The 17,170-nt window shown below is 69.3% G+C and carries 17 protein-coding genes; 7 read left to right on the plus strand and 10 right to left on the minus strand.

Annotated features, from left to right (window positions below; all coding sequences use genetic code 11):
• Both AC3ANK_RS11895 and AC3ANK_RS11900 read left to right on the plus strand, forming a co-directional pair.
• Entirely contained in the window at positions 1 to 1,272 is a 1,272-nt protein-coding gene (locus AC3ANK_RS11895; RefSeq protein WP_206861002.1) for an MFS transporter, read from the plus strand.
• Positions 1,272 to 1,685 (plus strand): GNAT family N-acetyltransferase, encoded by a 414-nt coding sequence (locus tag AC3ANK_RS11900; RefSeq protein ID WP_484171280.1) that lies wholly within the window; start codon positions 1,272 to 1,274, stop codon positions 1,683 to 1,685. Before AC3ANK_RS11895 ends, AC3ANK_RS11900 begins: the two co-directional genes overlap by 1 nt.
• On the opposite strand, the gene AC3ANK_RS11905 is transcribed toward AC3ANK_RS11900, so the two are convergent.
• The 3 genes from AC3ANK_RS11905 to dksA all read right to left on the minus strand — a co-directional run bounded on the left by AC3ANK_RS11905 (position 1,682) and on the right by dksA (position 3,737).
• A complete protein-coding gene (locus AC3ANK_RS11905; protein WP_484171281.1) occupies positions 1,682 to 2,140 on the minus strand; it encodes a nucleoside deaminase in 459 nt (152 codons plus the stop codon). The genes AC3ANK_RS11900 and AC3ANK_RS11905 overlap by 4 nt on opposite strands.
• A 74-nt stretch (positions 2,141 to 2,214) precedes the next feature.
• Positions 2,215 to 2,625, minus strand: coding sequence for an ExbD/TolR family protein (locus tag AC3ANK_RS11910; protein WP_484171282.1), 411 nt, complete (start codon positions 2,623 to 2,625; stop codon positions 2,215 to 2,217).
• Between the two features lie 11 nt (positions 2,626 to 2,636).
• Positions 2,637 to 3,737, minus strand: coding sequence for an RNA polymerase-binding protein DksA (dksA, locus tag AC3ANK_RS11915; protein ID WP_206861006.1), 1,101 nt, complete (start codon positions 3,735 to 3,737; stop codon positions 2,637 to 2,639).
• Positions 3,738 to 4,014: 277 nt separating this feature from the next.
• Between dksA and yidD the strand changes: the two genes are divergently transcribed.
• The 3 genes from yidD to AC3ANK_RS11930 are packed head-to-tail and all read left to right on the plus strand — an operon-like array spanning position 4,015 to position 6,463.
• Positions 4,015 to 4,263, plus strand: coding sequence for a membrane protein insertion efficiency factor YidD (yidD, locus tag AC3ANK_RS11920; RefSeq protein ID WP_206861007.1), 249 nt, complete (start codon positions 4,015 to 4,017; stop codon positions 4,261 to 4,263).
• Positions 4,248 to 5,594, plus strand: a complete 1,347-nt coding sequence (locus tag AC3ANK_RS11925) for a dihydroorotase (RefSeq protein ID WP_206861008.1) — start codon at positions 4,248 to 4,250, stop codon at positions 5,592 to 5,594. The genes yidD and AC3ANK_RS11925 overlap by 16 nt, the downstream gene beginning before the upstream one ends.
• The gene (locus AC3ANK_RS11930; RefSeq protein WP_484171283.1) at positions 5,591 to 6,463 is read left to right on the plus strand and encodes a M23 family metallopeptidase; all 873 of its coding nucleotides are present in this window, start codon (positions 5,591 to 5,593) and stop codon (positions 6,461 to 6,463) included. Before AC3ANK_RS11925 ends, AC3ANK_RS11930 begins: the two co-directional genes overlap by 4 nt.
• Before the next feature lie 81 nt (positions 6,464 to 6,544).
• Here AC3ANK_RS11930 and AC3ANK_RS11935 read toward each other — a convergent pair whose 3' ends face one another.
• The 7 genes from AC3ANK_RS11935 to efp form a co-directional block, all read right to left on the minus strand.
• On the minus strand, positions 6,545 to 8,254 hold the full coding sequence (locus tag AC3ANK_RS11935) for a diguanylate cyclase (protein ID WP_484171284.1): 1,710 nt from the start codon (positions 8,252 to 8,254) through the stop codon (positions 6,545 to 6,547).
• Positions 8,255 to 8,363: 109 nt separating this feature from the next.
• Positions 8,364 to 9,296 (minus strand): GTP cyclohydrolase FolE2, encoded by a 933-nt coding sequence (folE2, locus tag AC3ANK_RS11940; protein ID WP_320415168.1) that lies wholly within the window; start codon positions 9,294 to 9,296, stop codon positions 8,364 to 8,366.
• Between the two features lie 138 nt (positions 9,297 to 9,434).
• A complete protein-coding gene (locus AC3ANK_RS11945; protein WP_206861012.1) occupies positions 9,435 to 10,145 on the minus strand; it encodes a phytoene/squalene synthase family protein in 711 nt (236 codons plus the stop codon).
• Positions 10,142 to 10,828 (minus strand): phosphoglycolate phosphatase, encoded by a 687-nt coding sequence (locus AC3ANK_RS11950; protein ID WP_484171285.1) that lies wholly within the window; start codon positions 10,826 to 10,828, stop codon positions 10,142 to 10,144. Before AC3ANK_RS11950 ends, AC3ANK_RS11945 begins: the two co-directional genes overlap by 4 nt.
• Complete coding sequence (gene ubiG, locus AC3ANK_RS11955) at positions 10,828 to 11,553, minus strand: bifunctional 2-polyprenyl-6-hydroxyphenol methylase/3-demethylubiquinol 3-O-methyltransferase UbiG (RefSeq protein ID WP_484171286.1); 726 nt, start codon at positions 11,551 to 11,553, stop codon at positions 10,828 to 10,830. The genes AC3ANK_RS11950 and ubiG overlap by 1 nt, the downstream gene beginning before the upstream one ends.
• A gap of 109 nt (positions 11,554 to 11,662) precedes the next feature.
• Positions 11,663 to 13,006 (minus strand): TRZ/ATZ family hydrolase, encoded by a 1,344-nt coding sequence (locus AC3ANK_RS11960; RefSeq protein WP_206861015.1) that lies wholly within the window; start codon positions 13,004 to 13,006, stop codon positions 11,663 to 11,665.
• Positions 13,007 to 13,222: 216 nt separating this feature from the next.
• Positions 13,223 to 13,789 (minus strand): elongation factor P, encoded by a 567-nt coding sequence (gene efp / locus AC3ANK_RS11965; RefSeq protein ID WP_206861016.1) that lies wholly within the window; start codon positions 13,787 to 13,789, stop codon positions 13,223 to 13,225.
• A gap of 120 nt (positions 13,790 to 13,909) precedes the next feature.
• On the opposite strand from efp, the gene epmB reads away from it, so the two are divergent.
• Both epmB and AC3ANK_RS11975 read left to right on the plus strand, forming a co-directional pair.
• Positions 13,910 to 14,935, plus strand: coding sequence for an EF-P beta-lysylation protein EpmB (gene epmB / locus AC3ANK_RS11970; protein WP_484171287.1), 1,026 nt, complete (start codon positions 13,910 to 13,912; stop codon positions 14,933 to 14,935).
• Between the two features lie 161 nt (positions 14,936 to 15,096).
• On the plus strand, positions 15,097 to 17,169 hold the full coding sequence (locus AC3ANK_RS11975; protein ID WP_484171288.1) for an EAL domain-containing response regulator: 2,073 nt from the start codon (positions 15,097 to 15,099) through the stop codon (positions 17,167 to 17,169).
• Position 17,170: the final 1 nt, after the last annotated feature.

The raw sequence follows: 17,170 nt of genomic DNA on the forward strand, positions 1-17,170 counted from the left end.
GTGAGCGAAGCTGCAGAGAGCGAAAGTCCCGCCCACCCCGGCGTCGGCGAACTCCTGCGCAACCGCGGCTTCACCGGCCTGCTGACCTATCGCCTGCTGGCGATGCTGTCCTACCAGATCGTCGCGGTGACGGTCGGGTGGCATGTGTACGAACTCACGCGCGACGCGTTCGCGCTCGGCCTGATCGGCCTGGCCGAAGTCATTCCGTATTTCTGCTTCGCGCTGTTCGCCGGATACGCGGTGGACCACCTGCCACGTCGCCGGCTCGGCATGGCGGCGTGCATCGGTTTGCTGCTCACGACACTGACGCTCGCCGGCGTCGCGTCGGGCGTTTTGCCGGCGGGCACCTCCTGGTTCGGCACGCTCACGATCTACGCGGCGATCGCGGTGAACGGCGTGGTGCGTGCGTTCCTGGCGCCGGTGTACATGTCGCTGTTCGCGCGCGTGCTCAAGCGCGAGGAATTCGTCCGCGGCGCGGGCGTGAGCAGCGTGGTGATGCAGACCGGCCTGGTCTTCGGCCCCGCCGCCGGCGGCCTGCTGGTGGCCTGGGGCGGCAAGAGCGCCGCCTACCTCGTCGCGGCTGCCTTCGCGGCGGCGGCGGCGATCGCGGTGATCACGCTTCGCGTGACCGAGCCGCCGCTGCCGAGCGAACGCGCGCCGGTGTTCAAGAGCATCGGCGAAGGGCTGCGTTTCGTCCTCAACACGCAGGTCGTGCTGGGCGCGCAGGCGCTGGACATGTTCTCGGTGCTGTTCGGCGGCGCGGTCGCGCTGCTGCCGGCGTTCATCAACGAGATCCTGCATTACGGCCCCGAAGCGCTGGGCCTGCTGCGCGCCTCGCCGGCGGTGGGCGCGGTGCTGATGGGCATCTACCTGGCGCGACGGCCGCTGCAACGCCACGCGGGACGCGTGCTGCTGATCGCGGTGGCGGGCTTCGGCCTGTCGATCATCGGCTTCGCGATGTCGCGGCATCTGTGGCTGTCGTCGCTGATGCTGGTGTTCTCCGGCATGTGCGACGGCGTGTCGGTGGTGCTGCGCTCGACCATCCTGCAGCTGGCGACGCCGGATCATATGCGCGGGCGCGTGTCGTCGATCAACGGCATCTTCATCGGCTCGTCGAACGAGCTGGGCGCGTTCGAATCGGGCGTCGCGGCGAAACTGCTGGGCCTGGTGCCGTCGGTGATCTTCGGCGGCTGCATGACCCTGGCCGTGGTGGGCGCGACCGCGAAGCTGGCGCCGAAACTGCGCCGGCTCGATCTGCGCGACCTGCACTGATGTCCGCCATCACCGACGCGACCGCCGCGGAAACGCAGCGCATCTGCCTGGGGCTGCAGGCGTTCAATCGCGCGGCGGCGGGCAGTATCGACTGCATTGCGATCCAGCTCGCGGCAAAGGACGACAACGGCGAACTGATCGGCGGCATCGTCGCCGAAGTCCTGCTCGGCTGGCTGGAAATCCACGTGTTGTGGCTTCACGAACGCGTCCGCGCGCAGGGCCACGGCGCCGCGCTGCTGCACGCCTGCGAGCAGCGGGCGCTCGCACTGGGCGCGCTTCACGCACGGCTGGACACGTTCGACTGGCAGGCCGAGGCGTTCTACCGGCGCCAGGGTTACGAGCGGTTCGCGGTGCTGGAGGATTACCCGGACGCGCACGAGCGCATCTTCATGCGCAAGCGGCTGAAACCCTAGCCGCGCACCGCCGACCACGCCTCGTAGAGTCCGCGCTCGCCTTCGGGACGCAGGGGCTCCAACGACAGCGATTGCCGATCCGGCGGCAGCGCCATCTGCGCATACACGGCCGAGGTGGAGAGACCGAACGGCTCGCCGTCCTCGTTCGAATACGCGTAGTACGCGCGCGTCACGCCGCACAGGTGCATCGCGGCCATGCACATCGGACACGGATGCCCGCTCGCATAGATCACCGCTCCATCGAGGCGGGGCGAACCCGACCGCTGCGCGGCCTCGCGGATCGCGAGCAGTTCCGCATGCGCGGTGGGATCGAGGGTCGCATGGATGCGATTGGCGGCACGCGCGAGCACTTCGCCATCGCGCACGAGCACCGCGCCGAACGGACGCCCGCCTTCGGCGACGTTCGCACGCGCCAGCGCGATGGCTTCTCGCATGAAATCAGTGGGTTCGGACATGACGGCTGCGGGCTTCGTTCGGAAGCAGCAGCATGCACCGGCGGCGGGCGCGGCGCATGGACTGGATCGGGCCGTTACGGAGCGACGATGTCGCCGACCGGATGCGCTTGCGAGCAGAGCCGTTTCGCTCGCGGCGAATCGCCTTCCACGAAGCCCACCCGCCGGTAGCCCGCCGATTCGAGCGCGCTCGCGATGCGCGCGACCGCACGGTACGGGGTTTGCGGGCAGCCCACGATATTGACCCGTATCGACTCCGGATCGCCCAGGTGGCTTTGCAGGCGGTCCAGCTCGCCCGTCATGCCATCCAGTTCAAGGCTGCCGTCCGGAAGCACATGGAGATTGCGGTACACCGGCGGAGCACCGCTGCCACAACCCGCAATCACGACCAGCAGCAAACCGGCAATGTTTCGCAGAGGAAGGCTCCACCGACGGAAGGAAACCGAAACGAAAAGCCCGGCATGCGCCGGGCTTTCGTGGCTGTACAAGCGACGCTGGATCAGTCGCCCATCTGCTTCTGCAGATGTTCCCACCGCTCCTGCGCGTCGATCGTGCGCTCGGCGGTGAGGCGGGCTTCCAGGCGTTCCAGGCCGATTTCCTCGCCGGTGTCGACGCAGTAACCGTAATCGCCCGAATCCACGCGCTTGAGCGTGCTGTCGATCTTGCTGATCAGCTTGCGATAGCGGTCGCGGGTGCGAAGTTCCAGCGAGTTCTCGGTTTCGCGGGTCGCGCGCTCGGCTTCGTCGCCGACGTCGCGGACTTCGTCCTTGAGGTTCTCGATGGTCTGCTTGGATTCCTCGACCAGGTCCGCACGCCATTGCAGCAGGCGCTGGCGGAAGTACTCCAGTTGCAGCGGGTTCATGTATTCCTCGTCCACCGTGGGCTTGTAGCCCTGCGGGACGAGCGGACGGCCGGTGGCCTCATCTGTCTGGTACGGCACGACTTTGACCTTGCCTTTCGGCGCGGGAGCCTGCGGCTTGGCGACGACGGCCACGGCGACCTTGCCGGCCGGGCGCGGAGCGGTCTTGGTCGCGGGGTTGCTTGCTGCCGCCGCTTTGGTTGCAGGCGCCTTGTTGGATGCGGGTTGTGTCACTGGATTCTTGGCGACTTCTGGCTTGCTGGCGACCGGCTTGGCCGCTTGGGATTCGGCGGCCGGCTGCACTGCGGGTTTCTTGACGACAGGCTTGCCCGCCGGCTTTGCGGCCGTGGACTTGCCTTCCTGGGGAGGGGCGGCCTTCACCGGCGTGGACTTCACCGGGGCGGCCTTTTTCGCGGGGGCCGGCGCCTGCTTGGCGACCGGCTTGCCCGCCGGAGCCGCCTTCTTGGCGACGACGGGCTTCTTCGTGCTGGCGGCCGGCTTGGCCGGCACCTTCTTCGCCACCGGAGCCTTCTTGGCGACCGGCCTGGTGGCGGGAGTCTTCCTGGCCGGAGCGGCCTTCTTGGCCACCGGCTTCTTCGCCGGAGCCGCCTTCTTCGCGGCCGGCTTCTTCACCGCGGTCTTCTTCGCTGCGGGTTTGCTGGACGCGGCCTTCTTGGCGGCCGGCTTGACGGTCTTCTTGATGGCCTTGGCGGCCTTCTTCGCGGTTTTTTTCACTGCCACGAGCGACGTGTCCTTCTGTTCCCTGAGGACCTCCGGACGACGGTCCGAAGGCGGTGTGGAGCACAGCATGCCCCACTTCGTGTCCGCGCTGCATGACATCGCATGCATGTGCCGGACACCGTCCGCGGAAGCCATCGATCGTGCCGGTTCCGCGATGGTCGGTCGATCCGTGGATCGGCCGAAAACTGGAGCCTTGTGACGGGAAAGCGCGCTGTTATACCCTGCCCCGGCACCTGCGGCAACCGCATATTCAGATGCCTGTCCGCATTAAGGAACCGTGATCGACCGTCTGCTCATCATCCTGCTGCGCGGTTACAAGCGCTGGATCAGTCCGCTGCTTGGTCCGCGCTGCCGTTTCCATCCGACGTGCTCGGAATACGCCATGCAGGCCATCGCCCGTTTCGGCGCCTTCAAGGGCAGCTGGCTGGCGCTGCGCCGGATCCTGCGTTGCCATCCCCTTCACCCGGGCGGGATCGATCCCGTTCCGGAACCACCCTCTGGGAAACACTCATGCCATCGACACTGATCGTCAACGCCCGCCTGGTCAACGAAGGCCGCGAATTCGACGGCGACCTGCGCTTCGAGGACGGGCGGATCGCCCAGATCGGCACAGGCCTGTCGGCGCGCGCGAACGAATCGGTGATCGATGCCGGTGGCCGTCGCCTGCTGCCGGGCATGATCGACGACCAGGTGCACTTCCGCGAACCGGGCCTGGAATACAAGGCGGACATCGCGACCGAATCGGCCGCCGCCGTCGCGGGCGGGCTGACGTCCTTCATGGACATGCCCAACACCAACCCGCCCACGCTCGACGCCGAAGCGCTGGAAAACAAATACCGCCGCGCCGCCGGCCGGGCATGGGGCAACTACGGCTTCTACATGGGCGCGAGCAACGACAACCTCGCCGCGATCCAGTCGCTGGATCCGCTCGCCGCGCCGGGCATCAAGGTGTTCATGGGCGCCTCCACCGGCAACATGCTGGTCGACAACCCGGAGATCCTCGACGGCATCTTCCGCGATGCGCCCACGCCGATCATCACGCATTGCGAGGACACGCCGATGATCGACGCCGAACTCGCCCGCTACAAGGCGAAGTACGGCGACGACATCCCGGCCGCGTGCCATCCGGACATCCGTTCGCGCGAAGCGTGCATGAAGTCCACCCAGCTGGCGCTGTCGCTGGCCCGCAAGCACGATGCGCGCCTGCACGTGCTGCACATCAGCACGGCGGACGAACTGGCGCTGTTCGAAGCCGGTCCGCTGGTCCGCGCCGACGGCAGCCGCAAGCGCATCACCGCCGAGACCTGCATCCACTTCCTGCGCTTCGACCGCGACGACTACGCGCGGCTGGGACACCTGATCAAGTGCAACCCGGCGATCAAGGACGCCGGCGACCGCGAGGCGCTGATCCAGGCGCTGGCCGACGACGTGCTCGACGTGCTCGCCACCGACCACGCGCCGCACACGCTGGAGGAAAAGGCGCGTCCGTACACCGGCGCGCCGAGCGGCCTGCCGCTGGTGCAGTACGCGCTGGTCGCGGCGCTCGAACTCGTGCACGAAGGTCGCCTGACCACGGCGCAGGTCGTGCAGAAGTTCGCGCATGCGCCGGCACAGCTGTTCGACGTGAAGCAGCGCGGTTTCCTGCGCGAAGGCTACGCGGCGGACCTCGTGCTCATCGACGACACGCCCTTCACCGTGCAGCGCGAGGACGTGCTGTCGAAGTGCGGCTGGTCGCCGTTCGAAGGCACGACGTTCCGTTCGCGCATCGCCTCGACCTGGGTCAACGGCGAGCTCGCGTGGGACGGCCGGCAACTGGTCGGGCAACCGCGCGGCCAGCGACTGGCGTTCGATCGATGAGGTTCGCGCAGGCGTTCGCGCTGTCGCTGCTGGCGATGGCGTCGGCGGGTGGTGCGGCGGCTCCGGTATCGCAGGCGATTGCGCAGGTTTCGGCCGCCGCGACCGCGCCGGTCGATACGCGCGTGGTGTTTCCCGCGTCCGTGCAGCAGGGCTCGCTCGTGTTCGGCAAGGTGCCGGCGAACGCGACCGTGCGCTACGGCACCCGCGTGCTGCGGCCGACAAACTACGGCACGGTCGTGTTCGGCGTCGGGCGCGACGAGGCGGGGCCGGTCAGCGTCGACATCCTGACCGCCGACGGCCGCACGCAGGTCGCGAGTGTCGACGTGACGCCGCGCGACTGGCCGGTCGAGAACGTGCGCGGCGTCCCGCCGAAGACGGTGGCACCACCGCCGGACATCGCCGCGCGCATCGAACGCGAGCAGGCGCAGGTCACCGCGGCGCGTGCCCGCGACGACGATCGGGTCGATTTCGCGCAGGCGTTCATCTGGCCGCTGCAGGGCCGCATCAGCGGGCGCTTCGGCAACCAGCGCGTGTACAACGGCGTGCCGAAATCGCCGCATTCGGGCATGGACATCGCCGCGCCCAACGGCACGCCGGTGCTGGCGCCGGCCGCGGGCGTGGTCACCTTCGCCGCGCCGAACCTGTACCTCACCGGCGGTACGCTGCTGCTCGATCACGGGCATGGCGTGAGTTCGAATTTCCTGCACCTGTCGCGGATCGACGTGAAGGTGGGCGATCGCGTGCAGCAGGGCCAGGTGATCGGCGCGGTGGGCGCGACGGGACGCGCGACCGGGCCGCATCTGCATTGGGGGATGAACTGGTTCGAGGTGCGCGTGGATCCGTTGCTGGTGCTGGAGCGCACGCAGTAGTGCAGGAGTGGGTGAAGGGGAGCGGGCAGCGAGTACAGCCGCCTTCTCACTTCCTACTTCTCACTTCTCTCACCTCACGCCTCATACCACCGAATCGGCCGTATTCGCCACCGGCGTCGCCGACGTGGTGCGCAGGCGCGAGGCGGTGTAGCCGGTGACGCGGTCGCGGCCGGCGGCCTTGCTGGCGTACAGCGCGGCGTCGGCGCGTTCGAGCAGTTTCTCCACGGTTTCGCCGTGGTGGAGTTCCGCCACGCCCAGGCTCAACGTCGTGGTGAACAAACGGTTGTCGATCGACAGCGGCCGGCAGTTCACCGCCGCGCGCAGGTTCTCGGCGACGCACAGCGCTTCGCGCAACTGCGTGTCGGGAAGGACGACGAGGATCTCGTCGCCGCCGTAACGTCCGAACAGGTCGTACGTGCGCAGCCGGTTGCGCGTGCGCAGCGCGACGATGCGCAATGTCTGGTCGCCCACGCGATGGCCGTGCGCGTCGTTGATGCGCTTGAAATGGTCGATGTCGAAGAACACCACCGACAACGGACGCCGCCCGCGCTGCGCCGCCTCGGCGAGCGCTTCCAGCCGCTCGTTGATGGCCGAACGCGTCAGCGCGCCGGTCAGCACGTCGTAGGTCGCCAGGCGGCTGGCATGGTCGCGGTCGCGGCGCATCTGGTGCATGTGATCGGTCAGGCCGATGGTGAGCACCAGGCCGCCCATCGCCAGGCCGATCGGGAACGCGTACTCCATCCACTCCGGATTGCGCCAGCCGCCCAGCAGTTCGCCCATGCGCAACATCACCAGCGCGACCATCGGCGCCCACGAGAGCACCATGAAGTACGCCTCGCGCTGGCGGGCCCAGGCGCCGGTCACGCTGGCGGCGAAGGTCATCACCGCCGAGAGCAGGAACACCACGTTCGCCACCCAGCCCAGCCAGCCTGCCGCGCTGCCGATGTTCGCCAGCAGCAGCGCCAGCAGCACCGCGTTGCAGCCGTGCAGCGCGCGCATGAAACGCACGTGGCGTTCGGGCAGGTTGAGGTAGAGCGCGACGAAACTGTTGCTCGCCAGCACGCCCAGCAATCCGAACATGCGTCCGACGCGCGGATCGGAGCCGACCAGTTCGGCCAGCCAGGGCACGGCGCGGATCTCGCCGCCCATGCAGGCCAGGTAGAACGCCTGCGCGGCGAGCGTCAACGACAGATAGGCGTAACTGCGCTCACCGATGCCCACCCAGAAACCCACCGCCAGCAGCGCCAACACCACCAGCGTGCCGAGCACGAAGGTGCGCAGCGCGACGTGGCGCAGGTCGTGCCGGTGCACGGCGGCGAGCGGTTCGATGTCCACCGCCATCGGCGTGGGCGACAACGCGCTCACGCGCAGGTAGATCGACTCGCCGGTGGCCAGCCCCTGCGGCAGCGGGACGACCAGCGCGCGGGTGGAGAATTCGAGGTCGGCGTCGTCGCCGACCAGCCCCCGGCGCACCGGGATCGCGTCGCCCGGACGCCAGACTTCGACGTGGTTGAGATAGGGAAAGCGCAGGATCAGGTTCGGCGCATCGGCCGGCTGCACGGCTTCCCGGGCGGTCAGCCGCCACCAGCGCGGACGGCGGCTGGTCTCGTGGATGGCCTGGCCTTCCACGCTGGCGAATTCGCCCTGGTGCCGGCCGGAGAGGACTTCCAGCGGCACCGGATCTCCGTCGAGGCGGGACACGTCGAACAGCTGCGCCGACGCGGACGTCGCCACGAGCATGCCGAACGCGGCCAATGCGGCCTGCCACCACCGACGAAAGGGTTTCCCCATGACCCGTCTGGCCCCCGAGCAAGGCCGGGGAGCATACCGTAATGAGACGGCCGTCGCGGAACCGTCCGACGAAGGGCAAGCCGGCCGGGGCCGGCGGTGCCCCGGAAGGTCAGGCCGGGGCGCCCTGCCCCGTCACCCGAGCCACCGCGTCGTGGGCGTGCAGGCTTTCGAAATGGGACACCCGGGCGTCGAAGCGCTCGATGCGCGGATCGGCCGACAGCGCGGCGGCGACGCGACGCGCGGCGTCCTCGCAGAACATCAGGTTCTCGGCGTTGAGGCGGGCGAAGGCCTGCTCGTCCTCGCGCTTCACCGCGGTCTGCACGGGCGTGGCCACGGCGGTTTCCAATGCGTCGATCAGCGCCGACAGCGGCACCTCGTCGAACGCCGGACGCAGTTCGACACGAACATCGGCGCGGCTGCGCTGCGCGTGCGGCGTGGCGGCCAGCCCGCGTTCGGAGGCAAGCCATTCGCCGACCACCGCCGCCGACAACGGGCGCGCGGCGGCGAAATCCTCGGCGAAGCGCTCGGCGTTGAGCTGGCGCGACAGCGCCGCCGACGCCGGGCAGGTGCTGGAGTATTCGACCGAAAACGCCAGCGCCAGATGCAGATGGCCGTCGCGCAGGGTCGCATCGATCTCGACCGGATAGCGCTTCCAGCCCGCGTTGTTGCTGGCGAGCGCGGGGCGCAGCAGCAGTTGTTCGTAGCGCAGCACCAGCCGCGCGGCGCTGGAAATGCCGCCCTGCTTCTCGATGAGCGTCTGCAGCACGCGGCGCAGGCCGGCGGGCGTCACCGTCTCGCTGGCGAAGGCGTCCTGCAACTGCAGGTACATGCGCGACATGTGGATGCCGCGCGCGTTGGCGTCCTTCAGGTCGACGCTGACATCGACCGAGGCGGCGACGGTGATCGCCTCGCCCTCGGGTCCGGCCACGCGCAGCGGCAGGGCGATGTTGGACATGCCGACCCAGTCGAGCGGTCGCGCCGCGGCGGCGGCATCGAAGGCGACATCGGGCAGACGGCGCGGGGTGTTGGAAGTCGTGGTCACGGCGGACGATGTGGGGTTGGCGCGGGGGAGCGCAAGCCGGGCCATTGTAGCGGCCGTATCCGGACGGCCAGCCGGACAGGCTGCAACAGTCAGTTACGGGGCGTGAAGACGGCTATCGGACCGATAGCCGCGGCGCGTTCACCCGCGAGCGCCCCGCCAGGCGGTCCACAGCGCCGACCACGGCGGCAGCGGCTGCGACGCATCGCCGCGGCGCAGGCGCTGGCGGGCCAGCGCGTTCCAGACGCGACGCGGGCGATTGGCCGCGTCCTCCGGCCAGTGTCCGAGCAGTTCCGCCGCCCAGGCGCGCGTCGTCGCGCCCTCGCCCGCACGGGCGATGACGCTCATCGGCACCGACGCCTCGCCTGCATGCGCGAGCCGCGTGTGCAGCAGGCCCGCCTGCACGGCGGACGCCGCGCCCGGCGATGCGTCGAACAGCACCGCTTCGATCTCCGCCACCGCCTGCGCGAACGGCGCCAACGCGGCGAAGGCCTCGTCGCGATCGCGCGGACGTTCGCGGCTCTCGCGCAGCGCGGGAATCGCCGCCGCGAGGGCCGTCCAGGGCGCCGGCAGCTTCTGCAGCGCGATGCCGAGCGGATGCCGGCGCAGGCCGCGCGACCAGCCCTGCAGTTCCTCCATCCACCACGCGAGCTTCGCCTCGCCCGGACGCGGATCGCTGCCGCCCCAGGCGGCGTCGGTGAGCTCCTGCTGCAACGCGGCCCAGGCGAGCGCGATGTCGCGTTGCGCCGGCGGCACGAACGCCTGCGCGACGGCCCATTCCGGCCAGCGCGTGCGCCATTTGTCGAGGAAGCTGTCGAGCGCTTCGTCGCGTGCGGGCCCGATCGTGTTCATCGCGTGCCCGGCCAGGCCTCGGCGGCGATCAGTTGCGACGGCAGGTCGATCATCGCGTCGCCCTGCCACGCGATCGGATCGTCCTCGTCGAGGCGATAGCCCCACAGCGCGACCACCGACGGCATGCCGGCCGCGCGCGCGGCGACGATGTCGCGTTCGTCGTCGCCGACGTAGACGCACTGTTCCGGCGCCACGCCGATGCGCTCCGCGGCGACGATCAACGGCAGCGGATCGGGCTTGCGCGCCTTGAGCGTGTCGCCACCGATGAGCACCGCGCAGCGCTGCTCCCAGCCGAGCACGGGCATCAGCTGGCGCGCGAGGTATTCGGGCTTGTTGGTGACGATGCCCCACGCGCAGCCGGCGTTTTCCAGCGCCGCGAGCATCGCCTCGATGCCGTCGAACGGCGCGCCGTACTGCCCTAGCGCGCGCTGGTAGCAATCGAGGAATTCCGGAATCCAGCGCTCGCGCTCGTCTTCGGCGACGTCGGGAAACGCCGCCGCGACCATCGCGCGCGCGCCTTTCGAAACGTGGGGACGCAGCGCTTCCAGCGGCATCGGCGGCTGGCCGCGTTCGGCGCGCATCGCGTCGATCGCCGCGACCATGTCCGGCGCGCTGTCGAGCAGCGTGCCGTCGAGGTCGAACAGCACCGCCTTCGGGAACTTCACCGCTTCCACCGCCGGCATCACGCCGCGTCCGGCTTGGCCGCGCAGGCCAGGTAGTTCACGTCGGTGCGCGGGATGATGCGCGCGCCGTTGCGCCAGGGTTCGTACATCAGGCCGCTGACGTCCTCCAGCGCCAGGCCCGCGTCGCGCAACCAGGCGCCGAGTTCGTGCGGCTTGATGAAATCGCGGTACTGGTGCGTGCCGCGCGGCAGCAGCCGGGCGATGTATTCGGCGCCGACGATGGCGAGCGCGAACGCCGCCGGCGTGCGGTTCAACGTCGACAGGAACAGCTTGCCGCCCGGACGAAGCAGCGTCGCGCACGCGCGGATGATCGAACCCGGATCGGGCACGTGCTCGAGCATCTCCATGCAGGTGATCGCATCGAACTGGCCCTCCATTTCGTCGGCGAGCGATTCGACCGACTGCAGGCGGTAATCGACCTTCACCCCCGATTCCAGGCCGTGCAGGCGCGCGACCTTGACCAGTTCCGGTGCGAGGTCGAGCGCGGTGACCTGCGCGCCTTCGCGCGCCATCGCTTCGCTCAGCAGGCCCGCGCCGCAGCCGACGTCGAGCACGCGCGCGCCGCGCAACGGCGTGCGATCGGCGACGTAGCCCAACCGCGCGGGATTGAGCGCGTGCAGCGCCTTCTGCGGGCCGTCCGGATCCCACCAGCGCTGCGCGAGCGCGCCGAACTTGTCGAGCTCGGACTGGGTGAAGTTGCCGTCGGTGGATGCGTTGGTCGTCATTGGCGCTCCGTTTCTTCGTCCCCGCGATGCGGGAATCGGTGCCTTGCCGCGTCGCGCGCGAGTCGCTGGATTTCCGCCTGCGCGGGAACGACGGGCACCGGCCGTGGTGTCAGGTGAGTCTTATCGCCGCGATCCGCTCGCGCCACTGCCGTGCGTTGGCGACCAGCGCCGCGGCATCCATGTCGACCAGCATGCGCTCGCGCAGCTTCGCGCGGCCGGCGATCCATACGTCGCTCACCTGGTGGCGGCCGGTCGCGTAGATCAGTTGCGAGACAACGTGGTGCAGCGGCTGGGTTTCGATCTGGCCCAGGTCCACGCAGACCAGGTCGGCCTGCTTGCCCGGTTCGATCGAACCGACCAGCGCGTCGAAGCCCAGCGCGCGTGCGCCGCCCAGCGTGGCCGCATGCAGCGCCGTCGCGGCATCGAACGCCGACGCGTCTTCCGCCACGGCCTTGGCCAGCAGCGCGGCGGTGCGCGCCTCGCCGAACATGTCCAGGTCGTTGTTGCTGGCGCAGCCGTCGGTGCCGATGGCGACGTTCACGCCGGCCTTCACCAGCTTGCCGACGGGACAGAAGCCCGAGGCCAGCTTGAGGTTGGATTCCGGGCAGTGCACCACGCTCACGCCGCGCTGCGCGCACAGCGCGATTTCCGCGTCGGTGAGCTGGGTCATGTGCACGGCGATGAGGCGGTCGTTGACCAGGCCGAGGCGGTCCAGGCGCGCGATCGGCCGCTGGCCGAGCTTCGCGTGCGATTCGACGACTTCATGCGCGGTCTCGTGCGTGTGCAGGTGCACGGGAATGTCGAGCTGGTCCGACAGCATGCGGATGCGCTCGAAGTTCTCGTCCGACACCGTGTACGGCGCGTGCGGCGCGAAGGCGGTCGCCACCAGCGGATCGTCGCGCCACTGGTCGTGCACTTCGCCGGCGCGTTCGAAGTATTCCTCGGATGTCTTCGCCCACGCGGTGGGGAAATCGATCACCGGCAGGCCGACGCGCGCGCGGAAGCCGTGCTGCTTGTAGACGGCGGCCTGCACGTCGGGGAAGAAGTAGTTCTCGTTGGCGCAGGTGGTGCCGCCGCGCAGCATCTCGGCGATGGCGAGCGCGATGCCGTCCTCGATGAACTCAGGCCCCATCACCGCGCCTTCGACCGGCCAGATGTGGCCCTGCAGCCATTCCATCAGCGGCAGGTCGTCGGCGATGCCGCGCAGCAGGGTCATCGGGTTGTGCGTGTGCGCGTTGACCAGGCCGGGAATGAGCGCGGCGTCGGGGCGCGAGACGGTTTCCTTCGCGGAGAAACGCTCGCGGGCCTCGCGGACCGGCAGCACCGCGACGATGGCGCCGTCGCGTACGGCGACGGCGTGGGCTTCGAGCACCACGCCGTGCGGGACGACCGGCACGACCCAGCCGGCTTCGATCAGCAGATCGCAGGATTCGGGGGCTCGATCGTGGGTCATGCGGCCTCGTTTCTGGCTACTCCCTCCCCTGCCTGCAGGGAGGGTTGGGGAGGGGGCGAGCCGCGTCGCGGCTCGCTTTGATCCAGGTGGCTTGCCGGTGTTCCGGGAAGGTCACGGCCCGGTTTCCTCCGGGTCGCGTGACGGCCTGGATCCTCGCTTTCGCGAGGATGACGCATCGGCAAAGGCGTTCGCGCTACGCGCGAACGCGCCGGTGCGTCACTTCACCCGGCTGACGTACTCGCCCGAGCGGGTGTCGACCTTGATCACTTCTTCCTGGTTCACGAACAGCGGCACGCGGACCACGGCGCCGGTTTCCAGCGTCGCCGGCTTGCCGCCACCGCCGGAGGTGTCGCCGCGCAGGCCCGGGTCGGTCTCGACGATCTTCAGTTCGACGAAGTTCGGCGGCTGCACGGCGATCGGCGTGCCGTTCCACAGCGTGACCACGCACTCTTCCTCGCCCTTGAGCCACTTTTCGGCACCGCCCATGCCGGCCTTGTCGGCCTGCACCTGCTCGAAGGACTCCTGGTTCATGAAGTGCCAGTACTCGCCGTCCGAATACAGGTACTGCATGTCGGTGTCGACGACGTCCGCCTGCTCCACGCTGTCGGTCGCCTTCATGGTCATTTCGACCACGCGGCCCGACTTGATGCTGCGGTACTTCACGCGCGTGAAGGCCTGGCCCTTGCCCGGCTTGACGTACTCGGTTTCGGTGATGATGCACGGGTCGTTGTTGACCAGGATCTTCTGTCCGGTCTTGACGTCGTTCATGCCCAGGCTGGCCATGAGTGGAACTCCTGCGTAGGTGAATAGGTGTCGCCGGCCGCCCGGACGCGGGCGGGAGGCTAGAATGTCGGGCTGTTGTGCCCGGCCGGATGGCCGCGGCGCAAGGAAAACCGGTCCGCCATGATACCTGCTGCCCCCGCCCCTCTTCACCCCGCTTCGTCCCCTGCCACCCCGCCGCGCTGGCAACAGCTGTGGCGCGACGCCGTGCGCGACCCGCGCGAGCTGCTGGCGATGCTGGGGCTGGACGCGTCCGGGCTGGGCGTTTCGGACGAGGCGGCGGCGCAGTTCCCGCTGCGCGTGCCGCACGGGTTCGTGGCGCGGATGCGCCGTGGCGATCCGCACGATCCGCTGCTGCGCCAGGTGCTGCCGCTGGACGACGAGATGCGCCCGATGCCCGGCTTCGCCCTCGACGCCGTCGGCGACGGCGCGGCGAAGGCCGGCCATGGCGTGATCCGGAAGTACCGCGGCCGGGCACTGCTGATCGCCACCGGTTCGTGCGCGATCCACTGCCGCTACTGCTTCCGCCGCCACTTCCCCTACGCCGGGGAAACCGCGGCGGCGGCCGGCTGGCGCGAGGCGGTCGCGGCGATCCGGAACGACGCCTCGATCGACGAGGTGATCCTCTCCGGCGGCGACCCCTGGTCGCTGGCTACGCCGAAGCTGGCCGAACTGACCGATGCGCTGGCCCGTATCCCGCACCTCAAGCGCCTGCGCGTGCACACGCGCCTGCCGGTGGTGCTGCCCGAGCGCGTCGACGATGCGCTCGCCGACTGGCTCGCCGCCCTGCCCTGGCCGGTCACCGTGGTGCTCCACGCCAACCACGCCAACGAGTTCGACGCCCACGTCGACGCCGCACTGGCCCGCCTGCGCGGCACCGGCGCGATGCTGCTCAACCAGGCCGTGCTGCTGCGCGGGGTCAACGATTCGGTCGATGCGCTCGCCGCCCTCGGCGAGCGCGGACACGCGGCCGGCGTACTGCCCTACTACCTGCACCAGCTCGATCGCGTGCAGGGCTCGGCGCACTTCGAAGTCCCCGACGAGGTCGCCCTGCGCCTGCACCGCGAGCTGGCCGCGCGCGTGTCCGGCTATCTCGTGCCGAAGCTGGTGCGCGAAGTCGCCGGCGATCCGGGCAAGCGCCCGCTGTAGTCGACACCTCCGATCCGCCGCAATCGGCAAGCCGCGCGCGACGTCCGTCTCAAGTTCGTTCCGCTCCGGTCGCTAAACCGTCATATCCCCCAGTTCCGGCGTGCGTGAATGGACTGAACACTCCCGTTCATGTCATAACTCGCGTTCGGGGAGGTGACGCAATGCAATTCGGCAAAGACACGGCGCTGCGGCTGCTGATCGTCGACGACAGCGTCGAGGCGGCGGAGGCCATCGTCAGCGGACTGCGCAACAGCGGCATCGCCGTGCGCCCGTCGCGACCGGAGAACGAGAACGAACTGGCCACGCTCATCGCGAGCCAGTCGCCGGACCTCGTCCTCGCGGCCCGTGAGGCGACGCTGGTTCCGATCACCAGGGTCATGCAGGCGGTGGACGCCAGCGGCAAGGACCTGCCCGTGCTGATGCTGCTGGACACCGTGGACGACTCGCGCGTGCTGGAGATGGTGACCCTCGGCGCCCGCGGCATCGTCCTGCGCCGCAGCGGCGAACACCTGCAGGTCCGCGTCCGCCAGGAATGGGCGGACCTGGAGGCGCGCCGTTCGCAGCGCCGCCTGGAGGCGCAGATCCGCGAGACCGAGCGCCGCTGCGACGCGCTGATCGACTCCTCGCGCGAGCCGATCGCCTACATCCACGAAGGCATGCACATCCGCGCCAATCCGGCGTACCTGGAAATCTTCGGCTTCGAGTCCTTCGAGGACATCGAAGGCATGTCGCTGCTCGACCTGATCGCTCCGTCGAAGGTCGAGGGCTTCAAGACGCTGCTCAAGCAGATCGCCAAGGGCGAGGCGCCGCCGCGCCATGAGACCGAGGCGCGCGCGCTCGACGGCAGCGCGTTCCCGGCGGTGATGGAGTTCACCACGGCGACGTACGAAGGCGAGCATTGCCTGCAGGTGATCCTGCGCCGGCAGGAAGTCGATCCGGAACTCGCGCGCGAAGTCGAGGAACTGCGCCAGCGCGACCAGGTCACCGGCCTGCTCAACCGCGCGACCTTCCTGCGTTCGCTGGAGGACACCGTCGGCGATGCCGCGCAGAACGCCTCACACCACGGCCTGCTGCTGATCGAGCCGGACCACTTCAACCGCCTGCTGCAGGACATCGGCCTGGATGCCGCCGACGCACTGGTGTCCGCGATGGGCGACCGCCTGCGCACCGTGCTCGGCACCGACCACGTCGCGGCGCGATTCGGCGAACACCAGTTCGTCGTGCTCGTGCCCAACGCCGACCACCGCATGGTCACCGGCCTTGCCGAAAAGCTCCGCGCGGCGTTCGCCGACCACGTGCTGGAAACGCCGGACCGTTCGCTCAGCACCACCGTCAGCATCGGCGGCGTGCTCATCGGCGAGAAGATCGCCAGCATCACCGCCGTGCTCGGCAAGGCCAGCCAGTGCCTGCAATCGGCCAGCGGCGTGGGCGGCAACCGCACCGAACTGTTCGACCCCGGCGCGGCCGACCGCGCCGAGGAAGAACGCGTCGAAGCGTGGGTGCAGCGCATCCGCGACGCGCTCGACGCCGACCGTTTCGTCATGGAATACCAGCCCCTCATCGGCCTGCACGGCGAACCGCTGGAGATGTACGAGGCCTACCTGCGCCTGCAGGGCGAACACGGCGAGCTGGTGCCGCCGCTGGCGTTCCTGCAGATCGCCGAGGAACACGGGCTGTTGTGGGAAATCGACCGCTGGGTCGTCGGCAAGGCGATCTCGGTCATCGGCGAGCGTTCGCGCGCCGGCCGCCCGACGACGGTGCTGGTGAAGATCACCCAGGCCTCGCTGCAGGACAACACGCTGGCGCAGTTCATCCAGGAAAAGCTCGCCAAGCACGGCGCCGACGGCCACCTGCTGGTGCTGCAGCTGCCCGAATCGAAGGTGTTCACGCACCTGCGCGCGGCCCAGGACTTCCAGGCGCAGGTCGCGCAGTACGGCGTGCGCGTCGGACTGGAGCAGTTCGGCGTGGGCCTGAATTCGTTCCAGCTGCTGGCCCACTTCAACGCCGCGCTGCTCAAGATCGACCGCAGCTTCATGGAAGACCTGTCCAGCAATCCCGACCACCAGGCGCGGTTGCGCGAGATCGCCGAGAAGGCGCGCGAACTCGGCAAGACGACCATCGCCGAATTCGTGCAGGACGCGGCCAGCATGAGCACGCTGTTCGGCGCGGGCATCGATTACGCGCAGGGCAATTTCCTCGCGCCGCCGGGTGCGGCGATGGATTACGAGTTCTGAT

The organism is Lysobacter sp. SCRH-1R (assembly GCF_057747855.1).